The 22,532-nt window shown below is 62.1% G+C and carries 22 protein-coding genes; 7 read left to right on the top strand and 15 right to left on the bottom strand.

Translation table 11 applies throughout. The features are described 5' to 3' along the window. Position 1: 1 nt before the first annotated feature. The 3 genes from C0V73_RS20550 to C0V73_RS20540 form a co-directional block, all read right to left on the bottom strand. Positions 2-853 (bottom strand): transporter substrate-binding domain-containing protein, encoded by an 852-nt coding sequence (locus C0V73_RS20550; RefSeq protein WP_102021884.1) that lies wholly within the window; start codon positions 851-853, stop codon positions 2-4. Between the two features lie 93 nt (positions 854-946). After that, a complete protein-coding gene (locus C0V73_RS20545) occupies positions 947-1,621 on the bottom strand; it encodes a GntR family transcriptional regulator (RefSeq protein ID WP_102021883.1) in 675 nt (224 codons plus the stop codon). 89 nt (positions 1,622-1,710) lie between these two features. Then, the gene (locus C0V73_RS20540; RefSeq protein ID WP_102021882.1) at positions 1,711-2,571 is read right to left on the bottom strand and encodes a LysR substrate-binding domain-containing protein; all 861 of its coding nucleotides are present in this window, start codon (positions 2,569-2,571) and stop codon (positions 1,711-1,713) included. A gap of 87 nt (positions 2,572-2,658) precedes the next feature. Here C0V73_RS20540 and C0V73_RS20535 point away from each other — a divergent pair, with 87 nt between their 5' ends. Beyond that, the gene (locus tag C0V73_RS20535; protein WP_102021881.1) at positions 2,659-3,651 is read left to right on the top strand and encodes a bile acid:sodium symporter family protein; all 993 of its coding nucleotides are present in this window, start codon (positions 2,659-2,661) and stop codon (positions 3,649-3,651) included. Between the two features lie 94 nt (positions 3,652-3,745). Here the strand turns inward: C0V73_RS20535 and C0V73_RS20530 are convergent, their stop codons facing one another. The 4 genes from C0V73_RS20530 to C0V73_RS20515 are packed head-to-tail and all read right to left on the bottom strand — an operon-like array spanning position 3,746 to position 7,152. Continuing rightward, complete coding sequence (locus C0V73_RS20530) at positions 3,746-5,011, bottom strand: ABC transporter substrate-binding protein (RefSeq protein ID WP_102021993.1); 1,266 nt, start codon at positions 5,009-5,011, stop codon at positions 3,746-3,748. A gap of 19 nt (positions 5,012-5,030) precedes the next feature. Next, complete coding sequence (locus C0V73_RS20525) at positions 5,031-6,077, bottom strand: aldo/keto reductase (RefSeq protein ID WP_102021880.1); 1,047 nt, start codon at positions 6,075-6,077, stop codon at positions 5,031-5,033. Position 6,078: 1 nt separating this feature from the next. Next, on the bottom strand, positions 6,079-6,426 hold the full coding sequence (locus C0V73_RS20520; RefSeq protein WP_102021879.1) for a TIGR04076 family protein: 348 nt from the start codon (positions 6,424-6,426) through the stop codon (positions 6,079-6,081). 12 nt (positions 6,427-6,438) lie between these two features. Further along, complete coding sequence (locus tag C0V73_RS20515) at positions 6,439-7,152, bottom strand: GntR family transcriptional regulator (RefSeq protein WP_102021878.1); 714 nt, start codon at positions 7,150-7,152, stop codon at positions 6,439-6,441. Between the two features lie 95 nt (positions 7,153-7,247). On the opposite strand from C0V73_RS20515, the gene C0V73_RS20510 reads away from it, so the two are divergent. The 5 genes from C0V73_RS20510 to C0V73_RS20490 are packed head-to-tail and all read left to right on the top strand — an operon-like array spanning position 7,248 to position 12,147. Continuing rightward, a complete protein-coding gene (locus C0V73_RS20510) occupies positions 7,248-8,060 on the top strand; it encodes an ABC transporter ATP-binding protein (RefSeq protein ID WP_102021877.1) in 813 nt (270 codons plus the stop codon). Further along, positions 8,057-8,803, top strand: a complete 747-nt coding sequence (locus C0V73_RS20505; RefSeq protein ID WP_102021876.1) for an ABC transporter ATP-binding protein — start codon at positions 8,057-8,059, stop codon at positions 8,801-8,803. Before C0V73_RS20510 ends, C0V73_RS20505 begins: the two co-directional genes overlap by 4 nt. After that, positions 8,800-9,711 (top strand): branched-chain amino acid ABC transporter permease, encoded by a 912-nt coding sequence (locus C0V73_RS20500; RefSeq protein ID WP_102021875.1) that lies wholly within the window; start codon positions 8,800-8,802, stop codon positions 9,709-9,711. Before C0V73_RS20505 ends, C0V73_RS20500 begins: the two co-directional genes overlap by 4 nt. Next, positions 9,708-10,667 carry a branched-chain amino acid ABC transporter permease gene (locus tag C0V73_RS20495; protein WP_102021874.1) on the top strand — a complete coding sequence of 320 codons (960 nt, stop codon included), beginning with the start codon at positions 9,708-9,710 and terminating at the stop codon, positions 10,665-10,667. Before C0V73_RS20500 ends, C0V73_RS20495 begins: the two co-directional genes overlap by 4 nt. Positions 10,668-10,677: 10 nt before the next feature. Then, positions 10,678-12,147: an aldo/keto reductase gene (locus tag C0V73_RS20490; protein WP_102021873.1), complete on the top strand. Its 1,470-nt coding sequence runs from the start codon at positions 10,678-10,680 to the stop codon at positions 12,145-12,147. A gap of 42 nt (positions 12,148-12,189) precedes the next feature. Here C0V73_RS20490 and hydA read toward each other — a convergent pair whose 3' ends face one another. The 5 genes from hydA to C0V73_RS20465 all read right to left on the bottom strand — a co-directional run bounded on the left by hydA (position 12,190) and on the right by C0V73_RS20465 (position 17,226). Continuing rightward, complete coding sequence (hydA, locus tag C0V73_RS20485; protein WP_102021872.1) at positions 12,190-13,620, bottom strand: dihydropyrimidinase; 1,431 nt, start codon at positions 13,618-13,620, stop codon at positions 12,190-12,192. 24 nt (positions 13,621-13,644) lie between these two features. Continuing rightward, positions 13,645-14,916 (bottom strand): cysteine desulfurase-like protein, encoded by a 1,272-nt coding sequence (locus tag C0V73_RS20480; RefSeq protein WP_102021871.1) that lies wholly within the window; start codon positions 14,914-14,916, stop codon positions 13,645-13,647. Positions 14,917-14,947: 31 nt separating this feature from the next. Next, entirely contained in the window at positions 14,948-15,697 is a 750-nt protein-coding gene (locus C0V73_RS20475; RefSeq protein ID WP_102021870.1) for an amino acid ABC transporter ATP-binding protein, read from the bottom strand. Beyond that, positions 15,697-16,368: an amino acid ABC transporter permease gene (locus C0V73_RS20470; protein ID WP_102021869.1), complete on the bottom strand. Its 672-nt coding sequence runs from the start codon at positions 16,366-16,368 to the stop codon at positions 15,697-15,699. Before C0V73_RS20470 ends, C0V73_RS20475 begins: the two co-directional genes overlap by 1 nt. A 63-nt stretch (positions 16,369-16,431) precedes the next feature. Next, a complete protein-coding gene (locus C0V73_RS20465) occupies positions 16,432-17,226 on the bottom strand; it encodes an ABC transporter substrate-binding protein (RefSeq protein WP_102021868.1) in 795 nt (264 codons plus the stop codon). 154 nt (positions 17,227-17,380) lie between these two features. Here C0V73_RS20465 and C0V73_RS20460 point away from each other — a divergent pair, with 154 nt between their 5' ends. Then, positions 17,381-18,079 carry an FCD domain-containing protein gene (locus tag C0V73_RS20460; RefSeq protein WP_102021867.1) on the top strand — a complete coding sequence of 233 codons (699 nt, stop codon included), beginning with the start codon at positions 17,381-17,383 and terminating at the stop codon, positions 18,077-18,079. A 90-nt stretch (positions 18,080-18,169) separates the two neighbouring features. Here the strand turns inward: C0V73_RS20460 and C0V73_RS20455 are convergent, their stop codons facing one another. The 3 genes from C0V73_RS20455 to C0V73_RS20445 all read right to left on the bottom strand — a co-directional run bounded on the left by C0V73_RS20455 (position 18,170) and on the right by C0V73_RS20445 (position 22,514). Beyond that, positions 18,170-19,873: an ABC transporter ATP-binding protein gene (locus C0V73_RS20455; protein ID WP_102021866.1), complete on the bottom strand. Its 1,704-nt coding sequence runs from the start codon at positions 19,871-19,873 to the stop codon at positions 18,170-18,172. Beyond that, positions 19,870-20,814: an acetamidase/formamidase family protein gene (locus tag C0V73_RS20450; protein WP_102021865.1), complete on the bottom strand. Its 945-nt coding sequence runs from the start codon at positions 20,812-20,814 to the stop codon at positions 19,870-19,872. Before C0V73_RS20450 ends, C0V73_RS20455 begins: the two co-directional genes overlap by 4 nt. 80 nt (positions 20,815-20,894) lie before the next feature. Then, a complete protein-coding gene (locus C0V73_RS20445) occupies positions 20,895-22,514 on the bottom strand; it encodes an ABC transporter substrate-binding protein (RefSeq protein ID WP_102021864.1) in 1,620 nt (539 codons plus the stop codon). Positions 22,515-22,532 lie beyond the last annotated feature (18 nt).

Here is a 22,532-nt window from a genome sequence, read left to right as displayed (position 1 = left end):
ATTACTTGACCGGGGTGACGTCGGTGCCGACCCATTTCTCGGAGATGCGCTTGATCGTGCCATCGGCGATGGCGGAGTCGATCGCCGCGTTCAGCATGTCCTTGAGTTTGGTGTCTTCCTTGCGCAGACCAGCGCCGGTGCCGAGGCCGAAAACGCCGCCGACGAAGCCCGGGCCGGCGATCGTGTAGTCGGCGAATTCCGGCTTGGCGAGCGTGGCAGCAAGCGCCGTCTGCTGGGCAAAGAGCGCGTCGATGCGGCCGGCGGCCAGGTCGAGGTCGTGCTGTTCGGTTGTCTTGTATTCGCGGATTTCGACGGTGTCGCCGAAGTACTTCTTGACGAAGTCGAGATTGGTCGTCGCCGCCTGCACGCCGACTATCTTGCCCTGAAGGAGCGGCTTCAGCTTGTCGATTGCGGCGACCGCGGCTGCTTCATCCTCGAGCTTGAACTTTTCGGCGGAGACTTCGAGCTTGCCGAGGTCACTGTCCTTGGCGACGGCAAAGCCTGAGGGATCGACGGCGTAAGGCTGGGTGAAGTCGATGGTTTCCAGGCGCTTCGGCGTGATGAACATGCTCGCCATAATGACGTCGAACTTGCCGACGGTGAGCGAGGGAATGAGGTCGTCCCAATCCTGGGCAACGATCTCGCAAGTGACCTTCATGCGGGCGCAGAGATCGTTTGCCAGTTCGACTTCGAGGCCGTCGAGCTTGCCGTCCGCCGTGGTGAAGTTCCAGGGCGCATAGGCGCCTTCGGTCGCGATCTTGATCGGTTTCTGCGCATCCTGGGCCAGAACCGGCTGAGTGAATGCTAGTGTGGTGAAGACAGCCGTAAGCGCTGCCATGCGATGGATCGTCATGACTTTTCCTCTTCGTTGTTGTGCCGTGGATAGCGGCGGTTCCCCGTCCGTGCCGGATGTACCCCCGGCTGCGGACATATCTTCAGGCTGGGCTCAAGGCCGCCCGGGACTGGCGTAATCGGCAAGCATGGATGCCGTTTCGATGATGTGCTCCTGCATGATCGCCTCGGCATGGCGGGCATCGCCAGACCGCAAGGCGTCGATCAGTTTCTGGTGTTCCTCGCGGGCGGAGAGCGGCTTGTCGACATAATCGAACCAGATGCGCATGTAGGGCTCGATCGCCACATGCAGCGCGGTAATCTGGCGGATCAGCTTCGGGCGACCACTCAGGCTGTAGATGAGCGCGTGAAATTCCTGATGGCGCAGGACCCAGTCGCTGCTGCCCGACAGTCCGGCGCGTTCCATGCGCTCCAGCAGCCGCTCCAGCTCCTCAAAGGTTTCGGAATTCATGCGCGGCGTCGCGAGGCGAACGGCAAGGCCCTCAAGCACGGAGCGGATTTCGAAGGTTTCATGGATTTCGTCGAGCGTCAGCCCGGCGACGACGCAGCCGCGATTGGGCCGCAGTGTGACCAAACCATCGGCCGCCAGCCGCCGAAAGGCCTCGCGAACGGGCATGCGGCTCATGCCGATCTCGGCTGCGATCTCTTCCGGTATCAGCCGCTCGCCCGGCTTATAGCGCCCGACGCGCAGGGCACGCTGCAGGTGGAGATAGGCCTCCTGCTCGGCCGTGGAGGCAAGATGCGCCGTGGCGGCGGTTGAAATCGGCATTTTTGGCTCACTGGATTTTTGTATCCACTCGTCCAAACATCGCAGTTGAGAACCGTCAAGCGCTTTTTGATCAAAAGCTACGGAGGGTCTCAGCGGGCGGGATGGAGGCCGTTTGCCACCCTCTCCCGGACAAGGCGGGTGAAGGCCGCTACCGTGTTGCGGTCCGCGCCGGGCGACGCCACGAGGATGAATTCGACGTCCTCGATCGCTGGCAGGGCGGAAGGGGGCAGTTCCCTCAGCCCCGATGGCGCGAGGTTGCGCGGCTGGACAAGGACGCCCATGCCGGCTCGCGCTGCAGCCGTCAGGCCGCTCAGGCTCTGGCAGGAACAGACGATCCGCCAGGGTTGCCCGGCGCGCTCCAGCGCCTCCATCAGGAGCGTTCTCGTCAGGCTCGGTGGTGGAAAGACGATCAGCGGCAGGATGGGTTTCGCCAGGACAGCGTCCGGATCTGCGGCGAGCCAGACCAGCGGTTCGCGCAGGATCGGTTCACCACGGCGATCGCCAAGGCGCCGCTTTGCAAAGACCAGATCGAGTTCGCCCTTGTCCTGCATGTCGGCGAGATCCTTGGACAGCGCCACTGTCAGATGGAGTTCAACGGCAGGATAATCGGCGATGAAGTCCTGCAGGAGAAGCGGAAGTTGACCGGAGACCAGATCTTCGGAAATCCCGAGCCGCAATCGACCGCGTGGCTGGGCCGCCTCAAAGAGGGACGCCGTCTGCCGTTCGAGCGATAGAAGTTGCCGCGCATGCGGAAGAAGGGCTTCTCCGTCAGCCGTCAAACGGACGCCGTGGGTGTCGCGGTCCAGCAGTCGACGGCCGAGCGCCTCTTCGAGCCGCTGCAGATGCTGGCTGACGGTCGATTGTCGCAGGCCTAGTTTCTGGCTGGCATGGGTGAAGCTGGCGAGCTGGGCAATGGATACGAAACTGCGCAAGTGAACGAGGTCGAGCATATCACGTTTTCCGATGACTGTTATTTCTTGCATCGGGTTTGACGATAACTAGTCTCGGCCGTCTGTCCAGATCGACCGGAGCCTCAGATGAAACGCTTCCTCCCAGATACTTTCACGCTGCTGCTCGTCGCCATGGTCGTGCTGGCAAGCCTTCTGCCGATTTCGGGAGAGCCTGCGGAATGGTTCGGCCTTGCGACCAATCTGGCGGTTGCGCTCTTGTTTTTCCTGCATGGCGCTCGCCTTTCGACTGACGTGGTTATCGCGGGTTTCCTGCACTGGCGCCTCCAGAGCTTCATTCTCGCGGTGACCTTCGTGGTGTTTCCGCTGCTCGGTCTGCTGCTGGGCTTTCTGTCCCCTTGGTTGATCCCGCCGGCGCTCTATCTCGGCCTGCTTTATGTCTGCGTCTTGCCGTCAACGGTGCAGTCGTCGATCGCGTTTACCTCGATTGCCGGCGGCAATGTGCCAGCGGCCATCTGCGCTGCGTCCGCGTCGAACATTCTCGGCATGTTCCTGACGCCGGCGCTTGTTGCGGTCCTCTTCTCGGCGGGCGGTCATGTCGGGGTGTCGCTGGACATGATCTGGAAGATCCTGCTTCAGCTTTTCTTGCCCTTCGTGCTTGGCCAGGTGTTGCAGCCTTTCATCGGCAACTGGATTCGGGCCCGCAAGTCGCTGCTTGCGCCCGTCGATCGCGGTTCGATCCTGATGGTCGTCTACCTCGCCTTCTCCAACGCCGTGATCGAGGGCATTTGGTCCAAGTTTTCGACTGCCGACCTTGCTCTGGTGATCGGCCTCGATATCGTCCTGCTTCTCGTCGTCCTGGGCATTACGGCCTTCGGCTCCAAACTTTTCGGCTTCAGCCGGGAAGACCGAATTGCCGCGATCTTCTGCGGCTCGAAGAGAAGCCTGGCGAGCGGCGTGCCGATGGCCGGAGTCATCTTCGCCGGCCAGTCTGTCGGCGCGATCGTTCTACCGCTGATGCTCTTCCACCAGATCCAGCTGATGGTCTGCGCGTGGCTGGCACGGTGGATTGTCGCTCGACAAGGTGACACGGGGCAGGAGAGGGTGGCTGCCGTGAATTGATAGAGCGAACTGATCTCGCTGATGTCCGGTTTGGATAGCCATGCGGGACCGGGCGGCCCTTGCGAGCCGCCCGGTCTAGTCTTTCAGGCGACCACTATTTCGAAAGCGTGGCCTTGATTTCAGACACTGCTTCGGCCTCCATCTGGCCTACGGTCGTAACCTCTCCGTCGGTGATCTTCCAGAGGCGGAAGGGGCCGGTGATGTCGCCGTACTGGTCAAAGCTCACAGGGCCGATGACGCCTTCGTATTTGATCGGCTTGCCGTCCTTGAGCAGGCCGAGCGCCTTCTCGAATTCGGCCTTGCCGGCGTAGATCGGCGTGCCGCCGGGTGCTGTGACGTCCGAAATCGCCGTCTTGATCGCGTCCTTGTCGGCCTTGCCAGCCTTGGCGATGGCGAGGGCGACTATAGCGCCTGCATCGTAGGATCGATCGGCTGCCGGGGCCGACGGTTCAATGCCACCGGAGAATTCGGCGTAGTTGGCGTTGAAGTATTCGGTCGAGGCCGTCGGCGTGGTTCCCGACGAAGTGCCGTAGGCCTCGTTCAGATATTGCGGGCCGACGCTTGCGATGAAGTCCTTGGAATTCATGCCGTCATTGAACAAGAATTTCTGCACGCCGCCGCCGGAAATCCAGGCGCGGGCGATCGTTGCACCGTCGACCGGTGTCGAGACGAGGTAAAGCGCATCCGGTTCGCCTTCCATGGCGACCGAGGCTTCGGAGGAGTAGCTCGCCTGCTTCTCGTTGTAGGGGGTCGTGGAGGTGATCGTTCCGCCGAGCTTGGTGTAGGCGGCCGTGAACTCCTGCATCAGATTGTTGCCGAAGTCGTTGTTGACGTGAATGATGGCGATCTTCTTCATGCCCTGGTCGAGCGCGTATTTGGCTGCCGCCGTGCCCTGCAGCGCGTCCGAGGTGATGGTGCGGAAGAACACACCGTTGGTCTTGCCGTCGCGGCCGAGTGCGGTCAGCGTCGGGGACGACGATGCCGGAGACACCTGAACGACGCCTGCCGGTGCCGTGACGGAGGTCAGGATCGGGATCGAGACCGAAGAAATGATCCCGCCGATGATGACCGGCACCTTCTTGATGTTGACGAGCTGTGTGGCCTGGTCGACGGCCACATTGCCCTGGCTCTGGCTGTCACGGGTATCCATGACCAGCTTGCAGCCGCCGACGCCACCTGCGTCGTTGAAGTCGCGGAAGGCCATTTCGACGGATTTCGCGCCGGCCTTGCCATATTCGCCGGCAGGGCCGGTCAGTTCCATGACCACGCCGACGGTGATGTCGCACTCTTGTGCCGCGGCAGGTGCTGCACCGACCGCAATGCCCGCAAGCATGGTTGAAGCCAGGACGAGGCGTTTCATCTGATTTCCCTTGTTCATGTCATTCCCCTTTGTTGAGATTATATTTCATGATGCTGCCGTGACGCCCGGTGCGGTCGCGTTCGAGCGTATAGACGTCGCCTTCCAGTTCGCGTGCACCAGCGAGGGCGGCCTCGATCTCCGACAGGTCGGCGTCTGACAGGACGACATTGGAGATGGCGAGGTTGGAGGCGAGGTGATCGCGATTGCGCGCGCCGACGATAACTGCCGTCACGCCTGGCCGGCGGAGCATGGCGGCGCTCGCGATCGTTGCGATGTCGGTTGCATGGCGGTCCGCGATCTTGCGAAGCGTCGACAGCAATGCCTGGAACAGATCCCAGCCACCGAGATCATCGATGATCAGCTTGTACTTTGTCAGCGATCTGTTCTCGAGCGGATGCTCAGGCTCCGTCCTGCCGAGCCAGCGGTCGGATAGGAAACCGCCCGCGACCGTGCCGTAGCAGAACAGCGCGAAGTCGTGGCGGGCTGCGAGTTCCACCATGCGCTTTTCCGGGCGCCGGTCGAGCAGCGAATATTGCAGTTGCAGCGAGGTCAGCGGGATCCCGCCATCGAGGATCGCCGTGACATGCTTGCTGTCGAAATTCGTGGCGCTGATCTTGTCGATCCGCCCATCTTGCTGGAGTTCCTTCAGCCAGCCGAGCGTCTCCAGCCAGGCAGGCATCTCGTAATCCCACCAGTGAAACTGAACGAGATCCAGACGCTCCATGGCGAGGCGCTTGCGCGACGTGTCGATCACGCCTTCCACATAGGCCTTGGTGATCGTCGGGAGCACGCCGAGATCGGGCACGAACTTCGTATGGACGCGAATGCGATCGAGTGCCGCCTGGCCCTGCAGGTCGCGGTAGCGCAGCCGGAAGCGCCCAATCAGGTCTTCCACGCCGGTGTAAATGTCTGCGCAGTCGAAGGTGGTGATGCCGGCATCGGCGAAGGCCACCATGTCTTCGATGGCCATCTCTTCATCGATGGCGCCATGGCCACCGGCAAGCTGCCATCCGCCGCGGATGACGCGGGAGATTTCGTAACCGGGGGCTATGGAGATGCGCTGCATGTTACTCTTTTCCTTCGAGGGGCACGGCTGTCGTGGCGGCATGGCTGAAACGGCGAAGGCCTGTGCGCCGGATCCGCAATCGGGTTGAGCAGTTGGGATCCGGACAGGCGATATCTGCGTCTGTCGTCATCCAGTCATGCGCATGGGTCGGGCGCTGCTTGGCGGCAAGCAGGGGCAGGACGGAGGCGAGGGAGTAAATCGACAGTCCCTGTCCGGGCGGAAGATAGAGCATCTCGCCCTGAAGCTCGAAATAGTCGCCGGGCTTGGCGCCGCAATAGACGGCCCCACCCTCAGGGATCACCACCTCGACACGCAGGTCAAAAAGCTCGAATGTGTCGGTGCCGCTCATCGATGCTCTCCCTCACGCCGCTTCTTCGCCGGTGTCGAGACGCCCGCGCACGAGATCGAACGAGCGCCCGATGTCATTGGAAAGCGCGTTGATCGCAGCGTCCTCATCGCGCGCTTCGAGGGCTTCGATCAGCGTCCAGTGGTGGTTTGTTGCGGCAAGGCCGCCTTGTTCGTCGTGGATATGGGCGGCGGCTCGAACTACGGGGCCGGACTGTAGCCAGAGGCTTTCAACCATCGGGATCAGCACACGCGAGGAGGCAGCACGATAGATCTGGAAATGGAAGCGATGGTTGATTTCGGAGGTGACGGGGCCGACGTCCTGGCCATGCCGCTCAAAAGCCGCCTCGCAATCCCGGTTGATCTGTTTCAGGCTTTCGATGTCTTCCGCCGTCAGCCTGTCACAGGCGAGCGCCACCAGACGCCCCTCGATCAGGATGCGGGCACGCTCCAGATCATCGAGCCGGTCGCGCGTTATCAGCGGCACGCGGACGGAGCGATTGGGCAGGGCTTCCAGTGCCTGTTCGGAGACAAGCCGGCCAAGCGCTTCCCGCACCGGCATGGTGCTCGTCTTCAGCCGATCTGCCATGTCGACGATCCGTAGCATGTCGCCTGCGGCAAAGCCGCCATTGATCAATGTGCGGCGCAACTGGTCATAGACCCGATCCTGCAAGGTCTCTCTGCCGACAGGCGTGAGGAAGTCGTCCGATTGGCCAATCGTGTCCGTCATCCCGCCTCCAAGCCTCCCAGAAATATCGGTTGATTTTCGCGTCCACGTAAAGTTTGATCAAACATCACGGATCAAATCAAGGCTCATTTTTGCAGATGGCTGCCGCCCATTCCCCACCATCACGATCGTTTCAGAGTGCCGCAGCACCGCCTGCCATCGAAGCACGGCATCTGACGAAGCATTTCGATGGGCTGACGGTGGTCTCCGACATGTCGCTCCAGCTCGGCCGCGGCGAGATCCTGGGCCTGATCGGTCCGAATGGAGCTGGCAAGACCACCATGTTCAATCTGCTGGCAGGCAGCCTCAAGCCCAGTTCCGGTGAGATCTGGGTCGAGGGGCGTGAAGTCTCCAGCCAAGCGCCGGAAAAGCGGATCGCCCATGGAGTCGCTCGGACCTTCCAGATTCCCCGCCCCTTTCTGGAAATGAGCGTGCTTGAGAACCTGCTTGTCGGCGCTCAGAAGCAGACGGGCGAAGGCCTGTTTGCCAATTTTCTCAAAGCTCGCCTTGTGCGCCGCGAAGAAAAGGCAGCACTTGAGAAAGCGCATGCGATCCTGGACTTCGTCACGCTGTCGCGGCTGGCCCATGAACCTGCACGCGTGCTGTCCGGCGGCCAGCGCAAGCTTTTGGAACTCGCGCGCGTCCTGATGGCCGATCCGCAGGTGATCCTGCTCGATGAACCGGCTGCGGGGGTGAACCCGGCACTGCTCGAAGTGATCATGGAGCGGGTGGTGGCGCTCAACGCGGAGGGCAAGTCTATCCTCCTTATCGAACACAACATGGACATGGTATCGAGGCTCTGCTCGCGGGTGGTGGCCATGGCCCTCGGCAAGCTGCTTGCCGAGGGGGCGCCAGCAGATGTGGCGTCCAATCCTGCTGTCATCGAAGCCTATCTTGGTGGTGGTGCATGATCGACCCGGTTCTCACAACCTCGGCGCTGGTCGCTGGCTATGAGCCGGACCTTCCCATTGTTCGCGGCGTGGATTTTTCAGTCGCACAGGGCGAACTCGTCATACTCTTGGGGCCGAACGGCGCTGGCAAATCTACCTTCGTCAAGGCGATTGCCGGCATGGTGCCTGTGCATTCGGGTCGGATTCATCTGGCGGGGAGGGACATCACGGATGTCGCTCCGCATCGCAAGCTGGCTGAAGGTCTGGCTTTCGTGCCGCAGACGGAGAATGTGTTTGCCAGCATGAGCATTCTGGAAAACCTTCAGATCGCCGTGGCGCTCTTGCCGAAACCAGAGCGTAACCAAGCCATCGAAACGATGCTGACCCGTTTTCCGGATCTTGCCGTGAAACCGAAGCGTCTGGCGGGTGCGCTCTCCGGCGGGCAGCGGCAGATGTTGGCCGTGGCGCGCGCGCTGGCGCTCAATCCACCGGTGCTCATCCTTGACGAACCATCCGCCGGCCTGTCGCCAAAGATCGTTGGCGAGGTTTTTTCCATGCTTAAGCGCATCAATGGCGAGGGCGTGACGATCGTGCTGGTCGAGCAGAACGTCAAGGCGGCCATGGCGATTGCCGATCGCGCCATCATCTTGGCCGAAGGGCAGATCCGCCACGAGGGGACGCCTGCCGATCTCGCCGATGATCCACTCATCGGAAAGATCTATCTCGGCACGACCGGGCGTGCAGCCAATGAGGTCGCGCCATGAACCCGCAATTCCTGATGGACGGCCTGATTGCAGGCGCGATTATCGGACTGGGTGCGGTCGGTGTCACGCTCACCTATTCGATCCTGCGCTTTTCCAATTTTGCGCATGGTGAGCTTCTGTCCTGGGGTGCCTATCTTGCACTCGGTATCAGCAGCGCGCTGGGCGTCCTGGCAGCAGGGCTCACCACGCCGATTGGGCCATTCTCCTTTGGTTGGTCGCTGCCGATCGCGGCCGTGCTTGCCGTCGCTTTGACGGGGCTTCTGGCGCTTGCCGTGGATGCCGCGCTGTTTTCGAGCTTTCGGCGACGCGGCAGCGCCATCATCATCATGGTCATGGCAAGCTTTGGCGCGTCGCTTGCACTGCGCAGCCTGCTCGAATTCCTGTTCACCTCGAAGCCCGCCTATTTCAGTCAGGCGCTGCAGATTGCGATGAAGCTGGGTCTTGGTCTCAGAGCAACGCCGGACCAGCTGGCCATGCTGGCCGTGGCGCTGGTCTCTGTCATCACCGTTCATCTCGTGATGACGCGGACCGATATCGGCCGGGCCATGCGCGCCGTCAGCGAAAATCCAGGCCTTGCCGGTATCGCCGGGATCGATGTGCGCCGCGTCATACGAACGGCCTGGTTCTTAGGTGCGGCACTCGCCTGCATCGCCGGCATCATGAGCGGCCTGATCATCCAGATCCGCCCCTATCTCGGCCACGACCTCCTGCTGCCCCTGTTTGCGGCCGCCATTCTCGGCGGTATCGGTTCGGTTCCAGGCGCCATGATCGCCGGCCTGTTCATCGGTCTTTCCGAAGCCTTTACGGTTCAGCTTATCGGGGCCGAATGGCGGGCGGCGGTGTCCTTTGCCATCCTGATTGCGGTTCTTCTCGTCCGCCCCCGCGGCCTGTTCGGAAAAGCGACATGAGCATCGATCTTATCGCCTATGGCGCCTTCTTCCTCACCATGGCTTTCACCTATGCGATCATCTGCCTAGGGCTGAATGTTCAGTGGGGCATGACGGGGTTGTTCAATGTCGGGATCGCGGCATTTGTCGCGGTCGGTGCCTATACCTCGGCGATCCTCACGACGCCAGACACGGCAGAGCGGTTTGGCGGCTTCGGTTTGCCGATTGCCGTTGGGTGGTTGGGAGCTGCCATCGTCTCGGGCGCGCTTTCCTGGGCCGTCGGCGCGCTGACGATCCGGCTCAGATCCGACTACCTTGCCATCGCAACCTTCGGCGTCGCCGTTACCGTCCAGCTCTGCATGCTCAACCTGCAGAGCGTCACTGGCGGGGCCTTCGGGATCGGCTTCATTCCGCGCCCCTTCGCCGATCTGCAGGGCAATGCGCTGCTTTTCAGTCTTGCCAATTGCGGCCTCATGGCTCTTGTCGTGCTGGTCCTCTATCTCGGGCTTCAGCATTTGTCGCGCAGCCCATGGGGACGCGTCTTGCGGGCGATCCGTGAAGACGAGGTGGCCGCGCAGGCGCTCGGGAAGCGGCCTGTCCGCTTTCGCTTGCAGGCGTTTACCGTCGGCGGCGCCATCATGGGCCTTGCAGGGGCCGCCCAGGCACATTTCATCGGCTTCATCGCGCCCGACAACTATATGCCGGTTCTAACCTTCCAGGTCTGGGCCATGTTGATCGTGGGCGGCTCCGGCAACAACCGCGGCGCGATTGCCGGCGCCATTCTCGTCTGGGGGCTGTGGGCGCTGACGGCCGCTGCCGTCTCCGCCTTCGTTCCGCCTGAGGAACAGGCGCGGGCCGCCGCCTTGCAGATCGTCGCGATCGGCGTCGGGCTCTGCCTCATGCTTTTGCTGCGTCCGCGCGGCCTGTTCGGCGAGGTGAGCCCGCTCGCGCGCCTCAGCCGCAACAAACAATCCTGACCATCGAGGAATGATCTCCGTGTCCCAGCATCCCGAACGCATCAATCTCACCCCGGACCTGTCGATCAGCCGCCTCGTCTGCGGCCTCTGGCAGGTTGCCGATATCGAAAAGAATGGTGCCATGGTCGATCCGGAGCAGGGGGCTGATGCACTCCAGGCCTATGCGGAGGCCGGGTTCGACAGCTTCGACATGGCCGATCATTATGGATCGGCAGAGATCATCACCGGCCATCTCCTGAAGCGCTATCCCGCTGGCGAAAAGCGACCGGTGGCCTTCACGAAATGGTGCCCTGAGCCTGGCCCGATGACGCGCGATGTGGTGCGCCGGGGTGTGGAGGACAGACTTGCCCGCCTTGGTGTCGACAAGGTCGACCTTCTGCAATTCCATTGGTGGACATTTGAACACCCGGCCTGGCTCGATGCCCTGCATGAAATGCAGGCGATGAAGGAGGAGGGGCTGATCGGTGCCCTCGGCCTCACCAATTTCGATGCCGCGCATCTCAATCTCGCGCTGTCAGACGGGATCGAGATCGCCAGCAACCAGGTCTCCTTCTCCCTGATCGACAGACGCGCTGCTGGCGATTTGTCGTCCCTTTGTCTCAAGCGCGGGGTGAAGCTTCTGGCCTATGGCACGCTCTGCGGCGGGTTTCTGTCGGAGAAGTGGCTCGGTCAGCCGGAGCCCGCGTCGATCCCCGACTGGAGCCGCTCGAAATACAAGCGGTTTATCGATACCGCTGGGGGATGGGCCATCTACCAGGGTATTCTGCGGGCGGCATCCACGATCGCCCGCAAGCACGGGGTCTCGATCTCCAACGTTGCCAGCCGCTGGGTTCTCGAGCATCCGGCCGTTGCCGCGACGATCATCGGGGCCCGGCTCGGCGAAAACGAGCACCGCAACGACAACCTGAAGGTCTTCAGCTTCGAATTGGATGCGGATGACCGGGCTCTGCTCGACAACGCCTTTGCCGAGGCCACACCCATTCCCGGCGATTGCGGCGATGAGTATCGCAAGCCGCCCTTCCTGACCGCATCCGGCGATCTCAGTCATCACCTCGATGCAATCCCGTCCGTCTACACGGCAGTTCCCGTACCAGGGCGTGAGGATCGGATGCGTGTTTCCTCCGGCAGTATCTGGGAGCCGCTGGCCGGTTACAGCCGGGCCGTGCGGGTCGGCGACCGCATCCTGGTATCGGGCACGACGGCGACCCACGGCAGTAACCGTTGTGTGGCGCCTGGCGATCCTGGCGCGCAGGCGACCTATATTCTCGACAAGATCGCAGCTTCCATCTCGGCTCTCGGAGGAAAGATGGAAGATGTCGTCCGCACCCGCATCTATCTCAAGGATGCCTCACAGTGGGAGCCTGTCTCTCGTGCGCATGGCCGGTTCTTCTCCGAGGTGTTGCCAGCGAATACCTTGATCGAAGCCGGTGGCCTTGTCGGCGAGTACGAAGTCGAGATTGAAGCGGAAGCCGTGGTTTAGGTTTTCCTGGCGGGCTGCAGCGGAGCAGCGCCGCCTGTCTGTCTACGGCCTCACTGAGGCGCCCGAATTGGTGTCCGCAATCAGGTTCGAGCGCTTGCGGCTCTGATACTGTCCTTGCCCGGCCTCGACGACAGAGCCGCGTTCCATGATCGTCTGGCCGCGAATGAGCAGACGTACCGGCCAGCCCCTCACTTCCAGGCCTTCATAGGGCGTGTAGTCGGCACCGTGCTGGAGGATGTCGTTGGTCAGCGTCACGCGCTCGTGCGGATCCCAGAGTGCGATGTCGGCATCCGAACCGATCGCGATCGTGCCCTTTTGCGGGTACATGCCGTAGAGCTTTGCGTGGTTGGTCGATGTGACCGCGACAAAGCGGTTGATGTCGATCCGGCCCTTCATCACGCCTTCTGAAAACAGGATCGGCAGGCGGGTCGCGACGCCTGGAATGCCGTTCGGGATCCAGCGGAAATGCCGTTTGCCCTTCTCGTTCAGCTTGCCTTCCGGATCATCGAAGCGGAAGGGGCAGTGGTCGGAGGAGAAAAGGTCGAAGACACCCTGCTCGATGCCCTCCCAGCAGGCGTCCTGGCTCGCTTTGTCGCGCGGCGGCGGGGAGCAGACGAATTTCGCGCCATCCAACCCTTCGAGGTCGAGGTCGTCGGCGGTCAGCATCATATATTGCGGGCAGGTCTCGCCAGCGATCTTCTGGCCACGCTGGCGGGCGCGGCGGATTTCCTCCATCGCCTCGCGGTTGGAGACATGGACGATGACGATTGGCACATCGACGATTTCGGCGAGCGAGAGGGCGCGATGCGTTGCTTCGCGTTCAGCAGCCACGGGTCGGGTGGTGGCATGGTATTTCGGCGCGAACTTGCCCTCTTCCTCGTGACGCCCGATCAGGTAGCGGATGGCGTCTTCGTTTTCGCAATGGACCATGACCAGTGCGCCGGTGCGACGTGCGGTGTCGAGGGTCGCCAGGATCTCGTCGTCCCGCAGGCGCAGGCCCTCATAGGTCATGAAGACCTTGAGCGAGGTATAGCCGTCCTCCACGAGGGCCGGCAGTTCCTGGCCGAGCACTTCCGCTGTCGGATCCGTGATCACCAGGTGGAAGGAAACGTCGACATGGCACTTCCCGTCGGCCTTGGCGTGGTAGATCTTCAGTGCTTCACGCAGGGACTGACCCTTTTCCTGCATGCAGAAAGCCAAGACCGTGCTATTGCCGCCGATCGCGGCTGACCGCGTGCCGCTGTCGAAATCATCCGCCATGACGATGCCATCGCCCGAGGGCTGATCGAGATGCACATGGCTGTCGATGCCGCCGGGAAGCACGAAAAGGCCGGTCGCGTCGATAACCTCATCGGCTTCCGTCAAGTTTGCTGCCAGCGCCACGATCCGGCCTTCCCTGATGCCGACGTCGCTGACGAATGTGTCGCTTGCCGTCACCACCGTTCCGTTGCGGATCACCGTATCGAAGCGCATCGCTCAGTCCTTCTTAGTTTGTTTTCAACTCGCCTTGGCGAGGCCCGCCTCACCGGCGAGGATGGTGTCGAGGGCGGTGGTGAAGCGGTCGACTTCCTCGATCGTGTTGTAATGCACCATCGAGACGCGCAGCATGCCGCCATGGTCGGTCAGTCCGAGATATTCAGCAAGCCGGCGCGAATGGAAGTCTCCGAAGCGCATGGCGATCTTCTCGGCGTCCATGGCCTTGCAGAGGTCGGTCGCCTCGCGTCCATCGAAGCGGAAGGCGATGGTGGGGACGCGTTTGCTGTCGCGGTTCACGGACTGGCCGACGATCATGCAGTCATTGCGCGACCGCAGATAGGTGAGCAGGCGTTCGGTGAGCGCATCTTCCTGCGCGGTGATCGCGCCATAGGCCGCTTCGATCTTCTGCCGGATCGTTCCAGTTTCGCCGGCCTGTTCGCCGAGTGAGACGAGATAGTCGACGATGCCGCATGTGGAATAGGCGAGCTCATAGTTCGGATTGCCCGGCTCCAGTTTGCCCGGCACTTTGTCGCGGCCGTAGAAGTAGTGGTACAGCGTGTCGAGCTCGAGCAGCAGGTCGTATTTGCCATACATCAGCGCGTAATGCGGACCATAGGTCTTGTAGAGACTGAAGACATAGTAGTCGACGTCGAAGGCCTGAACGTCGACGGCCCGATGGGGGGCGTAGGCGACGGCATCGACGCAGATCTTGGCGCCGCGGGCATGAACAAAATCGGCGATCTCGCGGATCGGGTTGATGGAGCCGAGGATGTTCGAGCAATGGGTGACGCAGACGAGCTTCGTGCGCTCGCTCATCAGGGACGCGAGATCGGTGAGGTCGAGTGCCAGCGTTTCCTTGTTCAGCGGCCAGATCTTCAAGATCACGCCGCGTTCCTGCAGACGGTCCCAAGGGCCGATATTGGACTCGTGATCCGAGATGGTGATGATGATCTCGTCGCCGGCTGTCAGCTGGCTGTGCATGGCGCGTGCGAGGTTCTGCAGAAGGGCTGTCGTCGAATTGCCGAACACGATCTCTTCCGGGCGGTTCGCATTGACGAGATGCATGGCGGCGGTTCGCGACTCCAAGAGGGCGGCCGCGGCAGATTGGGAGACCTTGTAGGAGCCGCCAATCTGGACATTCTTGTCGAAGAGGAAGGTGTTGATCCGCTCGACGGCACTTTTGAGGATCTGGGAGCCTCCCGCATTGTCGAAGAAGGTCCAGCCGCGGGCGAGGCCCGGGAACTGGCTGCGCACATAGTCGAGATCGAGCGGCTTTGTGGAAGGGGCTGGCATTGCGGGGGTGTCCTCCAGTGTTTTTTCTTGTTCAGTGATTGAGGACTGCGCGGAGGAAGCCGCGCGTCCGTTCATGCTGTGGGGCGTCGAAGATCTCGGTCGGTGCTCCGCTTTCGACCAGCCTTCCGCCATCCATGAAGATCACACGGTCGGCGACCTGGCGGGCAAAGCCCATTTCATGCGTGACAACCACCATGGTGACGCCGGAGCCTGCCAGCTTGCGCATGACGTCCAGCACCTCGCCCACCATTTCCGGGTCGAGTGCCGAGGTGGGCTCGTCGAAGAGCAGGACGCGCGGCTCCATCGCAAGCGCCCTGGCGATCGCTACGCGCTGTTGCTGGCCGCCCGAGAGCTGGCCTGGAAACTTCTCGGCTTGCTCAGAGATGCCGACGCGGGCCAGCAGTTCGCGGGCCTTGCGCTCCGCTTCCGCCACCGATGTGCCGCGCACCCGCATCGGGGCGAGCATGACGTTCTTCAAGACGGTCATGTGCGGGAAGAGGTTGAAGGATTGGAAGACCATGCCGACTTCCGCGCGCACCTTGGCTAGCGCCGGGCCGGGCTCGACGCGAATGCCATCGACCGTGATCCGGCTTTCTGGCGCAAAGGCCTCGAGATGATTGATGCAGCGGATCAGCGTGGACTTGCCCGAGCCAGAGGGGCCGATGACGCAGACCACTTCACCTTCTGATATGTCGAGGTCGATGTCGTGCAGAACGGTGAAGGTGCCATAGGCCTTGGTCAGCCCACGGATCGAGATGAGGGGCGCAGTGGTTCCGGTCATCAGCGTTTCCCCCGGCTGAAATGTTTCTCGAGGCGCGAGACGATCGCGACCATAGGCCAAAGGAGCGCGATGTAGATCAGCGCTGCGCCGATGAGGGGTGTGGGATTGGCAGCGAGTGCCTGGGCCTGGGTCGCCTGCTTCAAGAGGTCGGGCATGGCGACAACGGAAGCGAGCGCCGTATCCTTCATCACATTGATGCAGTTGTTGGTGAGCGGCGGAATGACGATGCGGATCGCCTGGGGCAGGATCACGTCGACCATGGTGTGACGGTTGGAGAGACCGAGGGCTGCGGAGGCCTCGAACTGGCCATGCGGGATGGCCTCGATGCCGGCGCGGAAGATCTCGGCGGTGTAGGCAGCAGACACCAGAGACAGGGCAGTCACCGCCGACAGGAAGGGCGAGAGGCGAATGCCGACGAAGGGCAAGGCGTAGTAGACGACGATCAGCAGCACCAGAAGCGGGATCGAGCGGAAGATGTCGATGTAGATCCGGATCAGAACCTTGAAGAAGGCCGGTGCGTAGAGGCGTGCGACTGCGAGGAAAAGGCCGCCGGCAAGGCCGACGAGAATGCTCGTCACGCCGATCTGGAGCGTGACCAGCAGCCCCCAGAGCAGCGCAGGAAGACTGTCGGCCAAGACGTCGAGGTTGAAGAAGGTATTGATGAGTGTCATGCCGCATCGGCTCCCATGGCAGGCCGGCGGAACGAGAGTGTCCCGCCGGTTGCGTTTCGAGCGTTACTTGCCCTTGGGCATGTCGAGCACGGTGACGGTCGAGGTGGTGTCCTCGGCCTTCGCGCCGAACCAGGTCTCGTGCAGCTTGGCGATGAAGCCTTCCTGCTTGAGCGTGGTGATGACGGTGTTGACCTCGGTTGCGAGCGGATCGTTCTTGTTGAACATGATCGAGTATTTCTCGCCTGTCGGGATGCGCTCCACCACTTTCAGTTCCGGCTTGTCCTTCACGTAGTAGAGGAGGGCAGGGATATCGGAGATATAGCCGTCGACGCGACCGGCGACGAGGTCGAGCATGGCCGGCTGGAGGCCTTCGAAGCGGCGGATCTCGCCGAGCTTGTATTCGGCCTTGTTGGCGTCCGCCCACATGTCGCCGGTCGAGCCGGTGTCGACGCCCACGACCTTCTCGCCCATGTCCTTGAGGCCCGTGATGCCGGAGGCGGCGGTTACGGTCAGCGACTGGTCGCTGTCATAATAGGGCTGCGCGAAGGAGACGGATTCGAGGCGCTTCTCGGTGATGGTGATCGACGAAATCGCCATGTTGATGCGGCCCGACTGGACCGCCGGGAAGAGGCCGTTGAACGGCGTGTTGACGAATTCAACAGTCTTGCCGAGGCGCTTGGCGATCTCGTTGACGAGATCGACCTCGAAGCCCGTGACCTTGCCGCTGGCGTCTTCGAATTCCCAGGGCACGTTGCCGATATTGGCGCCGACGGTCAGATCTGCGGCCTGTGCGCCGGTTGAAAATGCGGCCAACAGGCCCGCGAAGATGGATGCTCTAAATGTGGTTGAACGTGTCATGAGAGTTCCCCTTGTTTTTTGAACATGACTCAATCTACATTGGTCTAACTGGTCAGACCAGTCAGGCCAAACAAGCATGCTGCTTTGTGCTTGGCAAGAGGATGGCGAAAAAAATAGATTGCGCGTTGAAGCACGCCGCCAGGGAAGGGACTGCATGTTCAACAAGACGCTCGTTCCGCAGTCTGTGGCACGCGAAATTCAGGGTATGATCCAGTCCGGACAGCTGAAGCCGGGCGAGAAGATCCCTTCCCAGCGCGAGTTCTCCCAGAAGTTCGGCATCAGCCGAGCCTCTCTGCGGGAAGCGCTGCTGACGCTGGAAACACTGGGGCTGTTGAAGACCGAGGCAGGGCGGGGCACCTTCGTTGCAAGTCCTTCTGCGCCTAGTTCGGGTGCCGCCGGTCACATGGCGCCCTGGCGGTATTCCGACAGCTATTCCGTCTTCGACGTCTTCCAGACACGCATCCTGCTGGAGGGCGAGATCGCCCGGCTGGCGGCAGGCCGTCTGACCCAGTTGCAGCTCGACAAGATGGAGCAGGCGACACGGACGATGGAAGAGTGCTGGGCGAACCAGGACCTTCTCGCAAATGTCGAGGCGGACCTCGAGTTTCACGGCACCATCGTTTCCGCCTGCTCGAATGCTATGCTCAAGGCACTCTATCAAACAGTGCGGGATCAGGTGACGGAGACCCAACGCCAGCCGATCCCGATCACCGACCCGGAGCGTATGCGGGACTCGATCGGCGAGCACCGCAAGATCATTGCGGCGCTCAGGGCCAATGACGGGCTACGGGCGAAGCTCGAGATGGAAACGCATATCCGCAATACCGCGCGCTGCGCGGGTCTGGAGCCGTAAGGCGCGGCTGCAAGGCAGCACTCCGACAGATCTTATGGCGCCGTCATCCATCCGGATCTTGCTTCGTGTCAGTCGTTTTAACCCCTCGGCTCAGGACGCTCCGGCAACGAGCCGCGCTTGATCGCGATATTGTCTTGGATCGGGAACAGGGACTGCTGCCATCAGCGCCCGGGTATAGTCATCGCTCGGATTTTCGAAGACCGCGCGGCGGGTGCCGATCTCGACGATTTCGCCGCCTCGCATGACGGCGACGTGGTGTGACATCTTCTCGATGACGGCCATGTCGTGGGAGATGAACAGATAGGCGAGCCCCATCTGTTCCTGCAATTCGAGCATCAGGTCGAGAACATTGGCGCGCACCGAGACATCGAGGGCCGCGACGCTTTCATCCGCCACGATCAGCTTCGGCTCGAGGGCAAGCGCCCGGGCGATGCAGATGCGTTGACGCTGGCCCCCTGAGAATTCGTGGGGATAGCGCTCGGCGGCATCCGGCGTGAGGCCGACGCGTTTGAGCAAGTCCGCAACACGATCTCGGTGTTCGGTGCTGTCGCCGATACCGTGGATGACCAGGGGTTCGGCGATTGCGGCGCCAATGCTCATGCGTGGATCGAGCGACGCATAGGGGTCCTGGAAGATCATCTGGGCGGTGCGACGGATCGGGCGCATGATGGCGCTCGATGCGGGCATGACCTCCTGGCCTGCGATCCGGACGCTCCCCTCGAAGGGGATGAGCCCGAGCACGGCCTTGCCGGTGGTGGACTTGCCGGAACCGCTTTCCCCGACGAGCCCCAGCGTTTCCCCGGCCTTGAGCTTGAAGCTTACGTTCTTGACCGTCGGTTCGGGTTGCGGCCCGCGCCGAAGCCAACCGGTTTTCCGGCCATAGGTCACGCTGAGGTCGGCAACGTCCAGAATGGGGCTTGGTACCGCAGGGGCCACCGTGGGGACCGCTGTCACCCGCGGTGGTATGTCCGTGCCGGCATGGGCGCCTAGGCGGGGGACGGCCGCCAGCAATTGTTGGGTATAGGGATCGGAAGGACGTTCGAAGATGTCGATCGATGTCCCTTGCTCCACAATCCTGCCTGACTTCATGATCGCCACGCGGTCGGCCATTTCGGCGACCACGCCCATGTCATGGGTGATCATCAGGATCGAGGTCTGAAACTCGTGCCGCAGTTCGCGCATCAGTTTGAGGATCTGCGCCTGGACGGTCACATCGAGCGCGGTGGTGGGTTCGTCGGCGATCAGCACTTTCGGGCGGCATGAGAGTGCCATGGCGATCATCACGCGCTGGCGCATGCCGCCGGAAAGTTCATGCGGATACTGGGCCAACCGGCGGGGCGGATCGCTCATCTGCACGGCATCGAGCATCTGGCGGGCGATGGTCTCGGGACTTTCGGTCAGATTTTTCCGGTGTTCCCGGATCGCTTCCGTCAGTTGGGCGCCGACGGTCATCACCGGATTGAGTGATGTCATCGGCTCCTGGAAGATCATCGCAATATCGCCGCCGCGGATGCTGCGCATCATCCTCTCTGACTTGCGGGTCAACTCCGACCGGCCAAGGAGGATTTCGCCCGAGGTGACGCGCAGCGACGCCTTGGGCAAGAGCCCCATGATGGCGAGCGAGGTCACCGACTTGCCAGAGCCGGACTCTCCCGCCAGGCACAGCGTCTCGCCGGCCGCCAGATCGAAGGACACCCGGTCGAGGATGCGCTTCAGGCCGGTTGGGGTCCGGGCGTCGACCGAGAGTTCCTTGACGGAGATGACCGGACCCTGGTCCTGACTTTGCTCGGTCACGAAAGAACGATCCTCGGGAAATAGAAGGACACGACCCAGTTGGGCATGTCGACGATTTCGCTGATCCTGAGGTCTCCGCAGACCGAGCACAGCATGTAGGCGTCGACCGGGTTCATGCCGTGTTCGGCCGTGAGCAGATCGATCATCCGCATGACCGCTTCCTGCGCACCGGTCATCAGGTCGGGGCCGATGCCGGTGGTGACTTCGTAGCCGGCGCCATCGAGATGACGGGTCACGGGTTCGGTCGTCGTGAAGCGCGGCGACTTCAGATTGGCGCCCTTGACGAGATCGAGGGTCAGCTCGACGTTCATCTGGCTTTCGATTGCGGTTCCGCAGACTTCACCGTCGCCCTGGGCGGCATGCGTGTCGCCGACCGAGAACAGCGCGCCTTGCACTTCGATCGGAAGATAGAGCGTGACGCCCGAGGTCAGGTCGCGGATGTCCATGTTGCCGCCAACGCGACGGGGCGGGACGACCGAGTGAAGCCCTGCCTCTGCCGGTGCGACGCCGATCGTGCCGGTGAAGGGCTTCAGAGGCACCTTGCCGCCAGGGCCATAGGCGGCCGGGGCCATCGATGCGGTGTCGTAGGACCAGACATGCAGCGCCGGATCCTTGAACTGGTCTGCAAGAAGACCGAAGCCCGGGATATTCGCGGTCCAGCCATGGCCGGACGGATGGAATTTGCGGATCGTCACCTTCAAGGCGTCGCCCGGCTCTGCGCCTTCGACATAGACGGGGCCCGAAACCGGATTGATCTTGCCGAAATCCAGGTTGGCGAGCGTGTCGAGTGTCGCGTCGGCTCCGAGCTGTCCGCCGGAGGAATCCAGGCATTCGAACAGGATCGTTTCGCCCGGCTTGGCGACGAGGGCAGGGGAGAAGTCCTTGTTCCAGCCAAAGTTATGCTGGGCCCGGTGAATGGTGTGGTTGCAGGCGACGCACATGATGATGCCTCAAGTGTTTTTTCGTGTGTTTCCTCAGGCGCTGCCCCCTCGGTCAGGAGGGGGCAGCAAGGGCAGTTGCGTTACTGCTTCACGAAGATCGCGTCGTAATTGATGACGCGGGTCGGATCGATGTAGATGTTGTCAGGACCGCCCATGCGTGCCGACTTGGCAACGACACGACGTTCGTTGATGACCGGCACCCAGGGCGCATCCGCCATGATGTCGGTGAAGATCTTGCCCCAGGCCGCCTGACGTTCGGCAACCTTGGCCGGATCGGACATCGAGTCGGCTTCGATCGCCCGCTTGTCGAGCGCCTCGTTGCAATACCAGGACCAGTTCCAGCCGCCCTGGACCGCGCCGCCGCAGCCGAGGATCGGGCCGTAGAAGTTGGACGGATCCGGGAAGTCAGCGATCCAGGCCATGCCGCCGGACCAGATCATCGGGGCTTCGCCTTCGGTGCCACCGGCCGCGATCACGTTGCCCTGCGCCAGTGCACGGACTTCGGCCTTGACGCCGATGGCCGCCAGATCCTGCTGGATCGCCTGGGCGATACGGGGCTGCGGATCGGTGTTGGTAGAGTAGAGCACCGTTTCGAAGCCGTCGGGGAAGCCGGCTTCGGCAAGCAGGGCCTTGGCCTTTTCAACGTCGAAGGCATAGCCGGTGAAGGCCTTGTCGTAACCCGGCATCAGCGGCGGCAAGGGCTGGTTTGCAGGCGTTGCGCGACCGTTCAGGATGCGGGTGATGCGCTCCTTGTTGACGGCCATGTTGATCGCCTGGCGGACCTTGACGTCGTCGAGTGGCTTGATCTTGGTGTTGAGCGTCAGATAGCCGGTATGCAGCTGTTCGCCGTCGACGATCATCTGCGCGCCTTCAGGCGAGTTCTTGATCTCGAGGAACTTGGCTGGCGGAATTCCGTCGCCGGCAATGTCGATCTCGCCCTGCTGCAGACGCAGGAGAGCGACGAGCGGCTCCTGGCCGACTTCGACGGTTACCTTGTCGATGTAGGGCAGATCCTTGTTGAAGTAGTCAGGATTGCGGTCGAAGACGAGCCTCTGGCCGATCGTCCAGTCCTTCAGGATGAAGGTGCCGGATCCGACCGGCTTCTTGCCGAAGTCGCCGGCTGCCGCTTCCACGGCTTCCTTCGGCACGACCGAGGCGAAGTTGATCGCGAGCACGTGCAGGAAGGTGGCATCCGGGCGGGACAGTTTGAAGACGACAGTCATGTCATCAGGCGTTTCGATGCCCGACAGGGTTTCGGACGTACCGCCGGATACGGCATCGAAGCCGTTGATGGCGCCGAAGAAGCCGGCACCCGGACCTTGCGTCTTCGGATTGACGGCGCGTTCGATCGAATACTTGACGTCGGAGGCGACGACTGCGCGGCCGTTGGAGAACTTGACGCCCGGACGGAGCTTGAAAGTGTAGGTCAGGCCATCGGCAGAGACGTCGAAGCTTTCGGCGAGCGACGGCACGAGATTGGCGGTGCCAGGCTCATAATCCATGAGGCGGGAATAGAGGCTCTTGATCATCGACCAGTTGACCCAGTCATAGCCGATGGCCGGGTCGAGCGTCGTGATGTCGTCCTTGTAGGTGACGACGATGTCACCACCCTTGGCCGGCGTATCCTGGGCGCTGGCCGCAAACGGCATCAGCGCCATAAGGGCGGCGGCGGTTGAGTTGAGAAGCATACTTCTGAACATTGAACGTTCCCCTTTTGT

This window comes from Rhizobium sp. TH135 (assembly GCF_002855515.1).
Classification (GTDB): Bacteria; Pseudomonadota; Alphaproteobacteria; order Rhizobiales; family Rhizobiaceae; genus Allorhizobium.
This window is presented reverse-complemented; position numbering and strand designations above follow the sequence as displayed.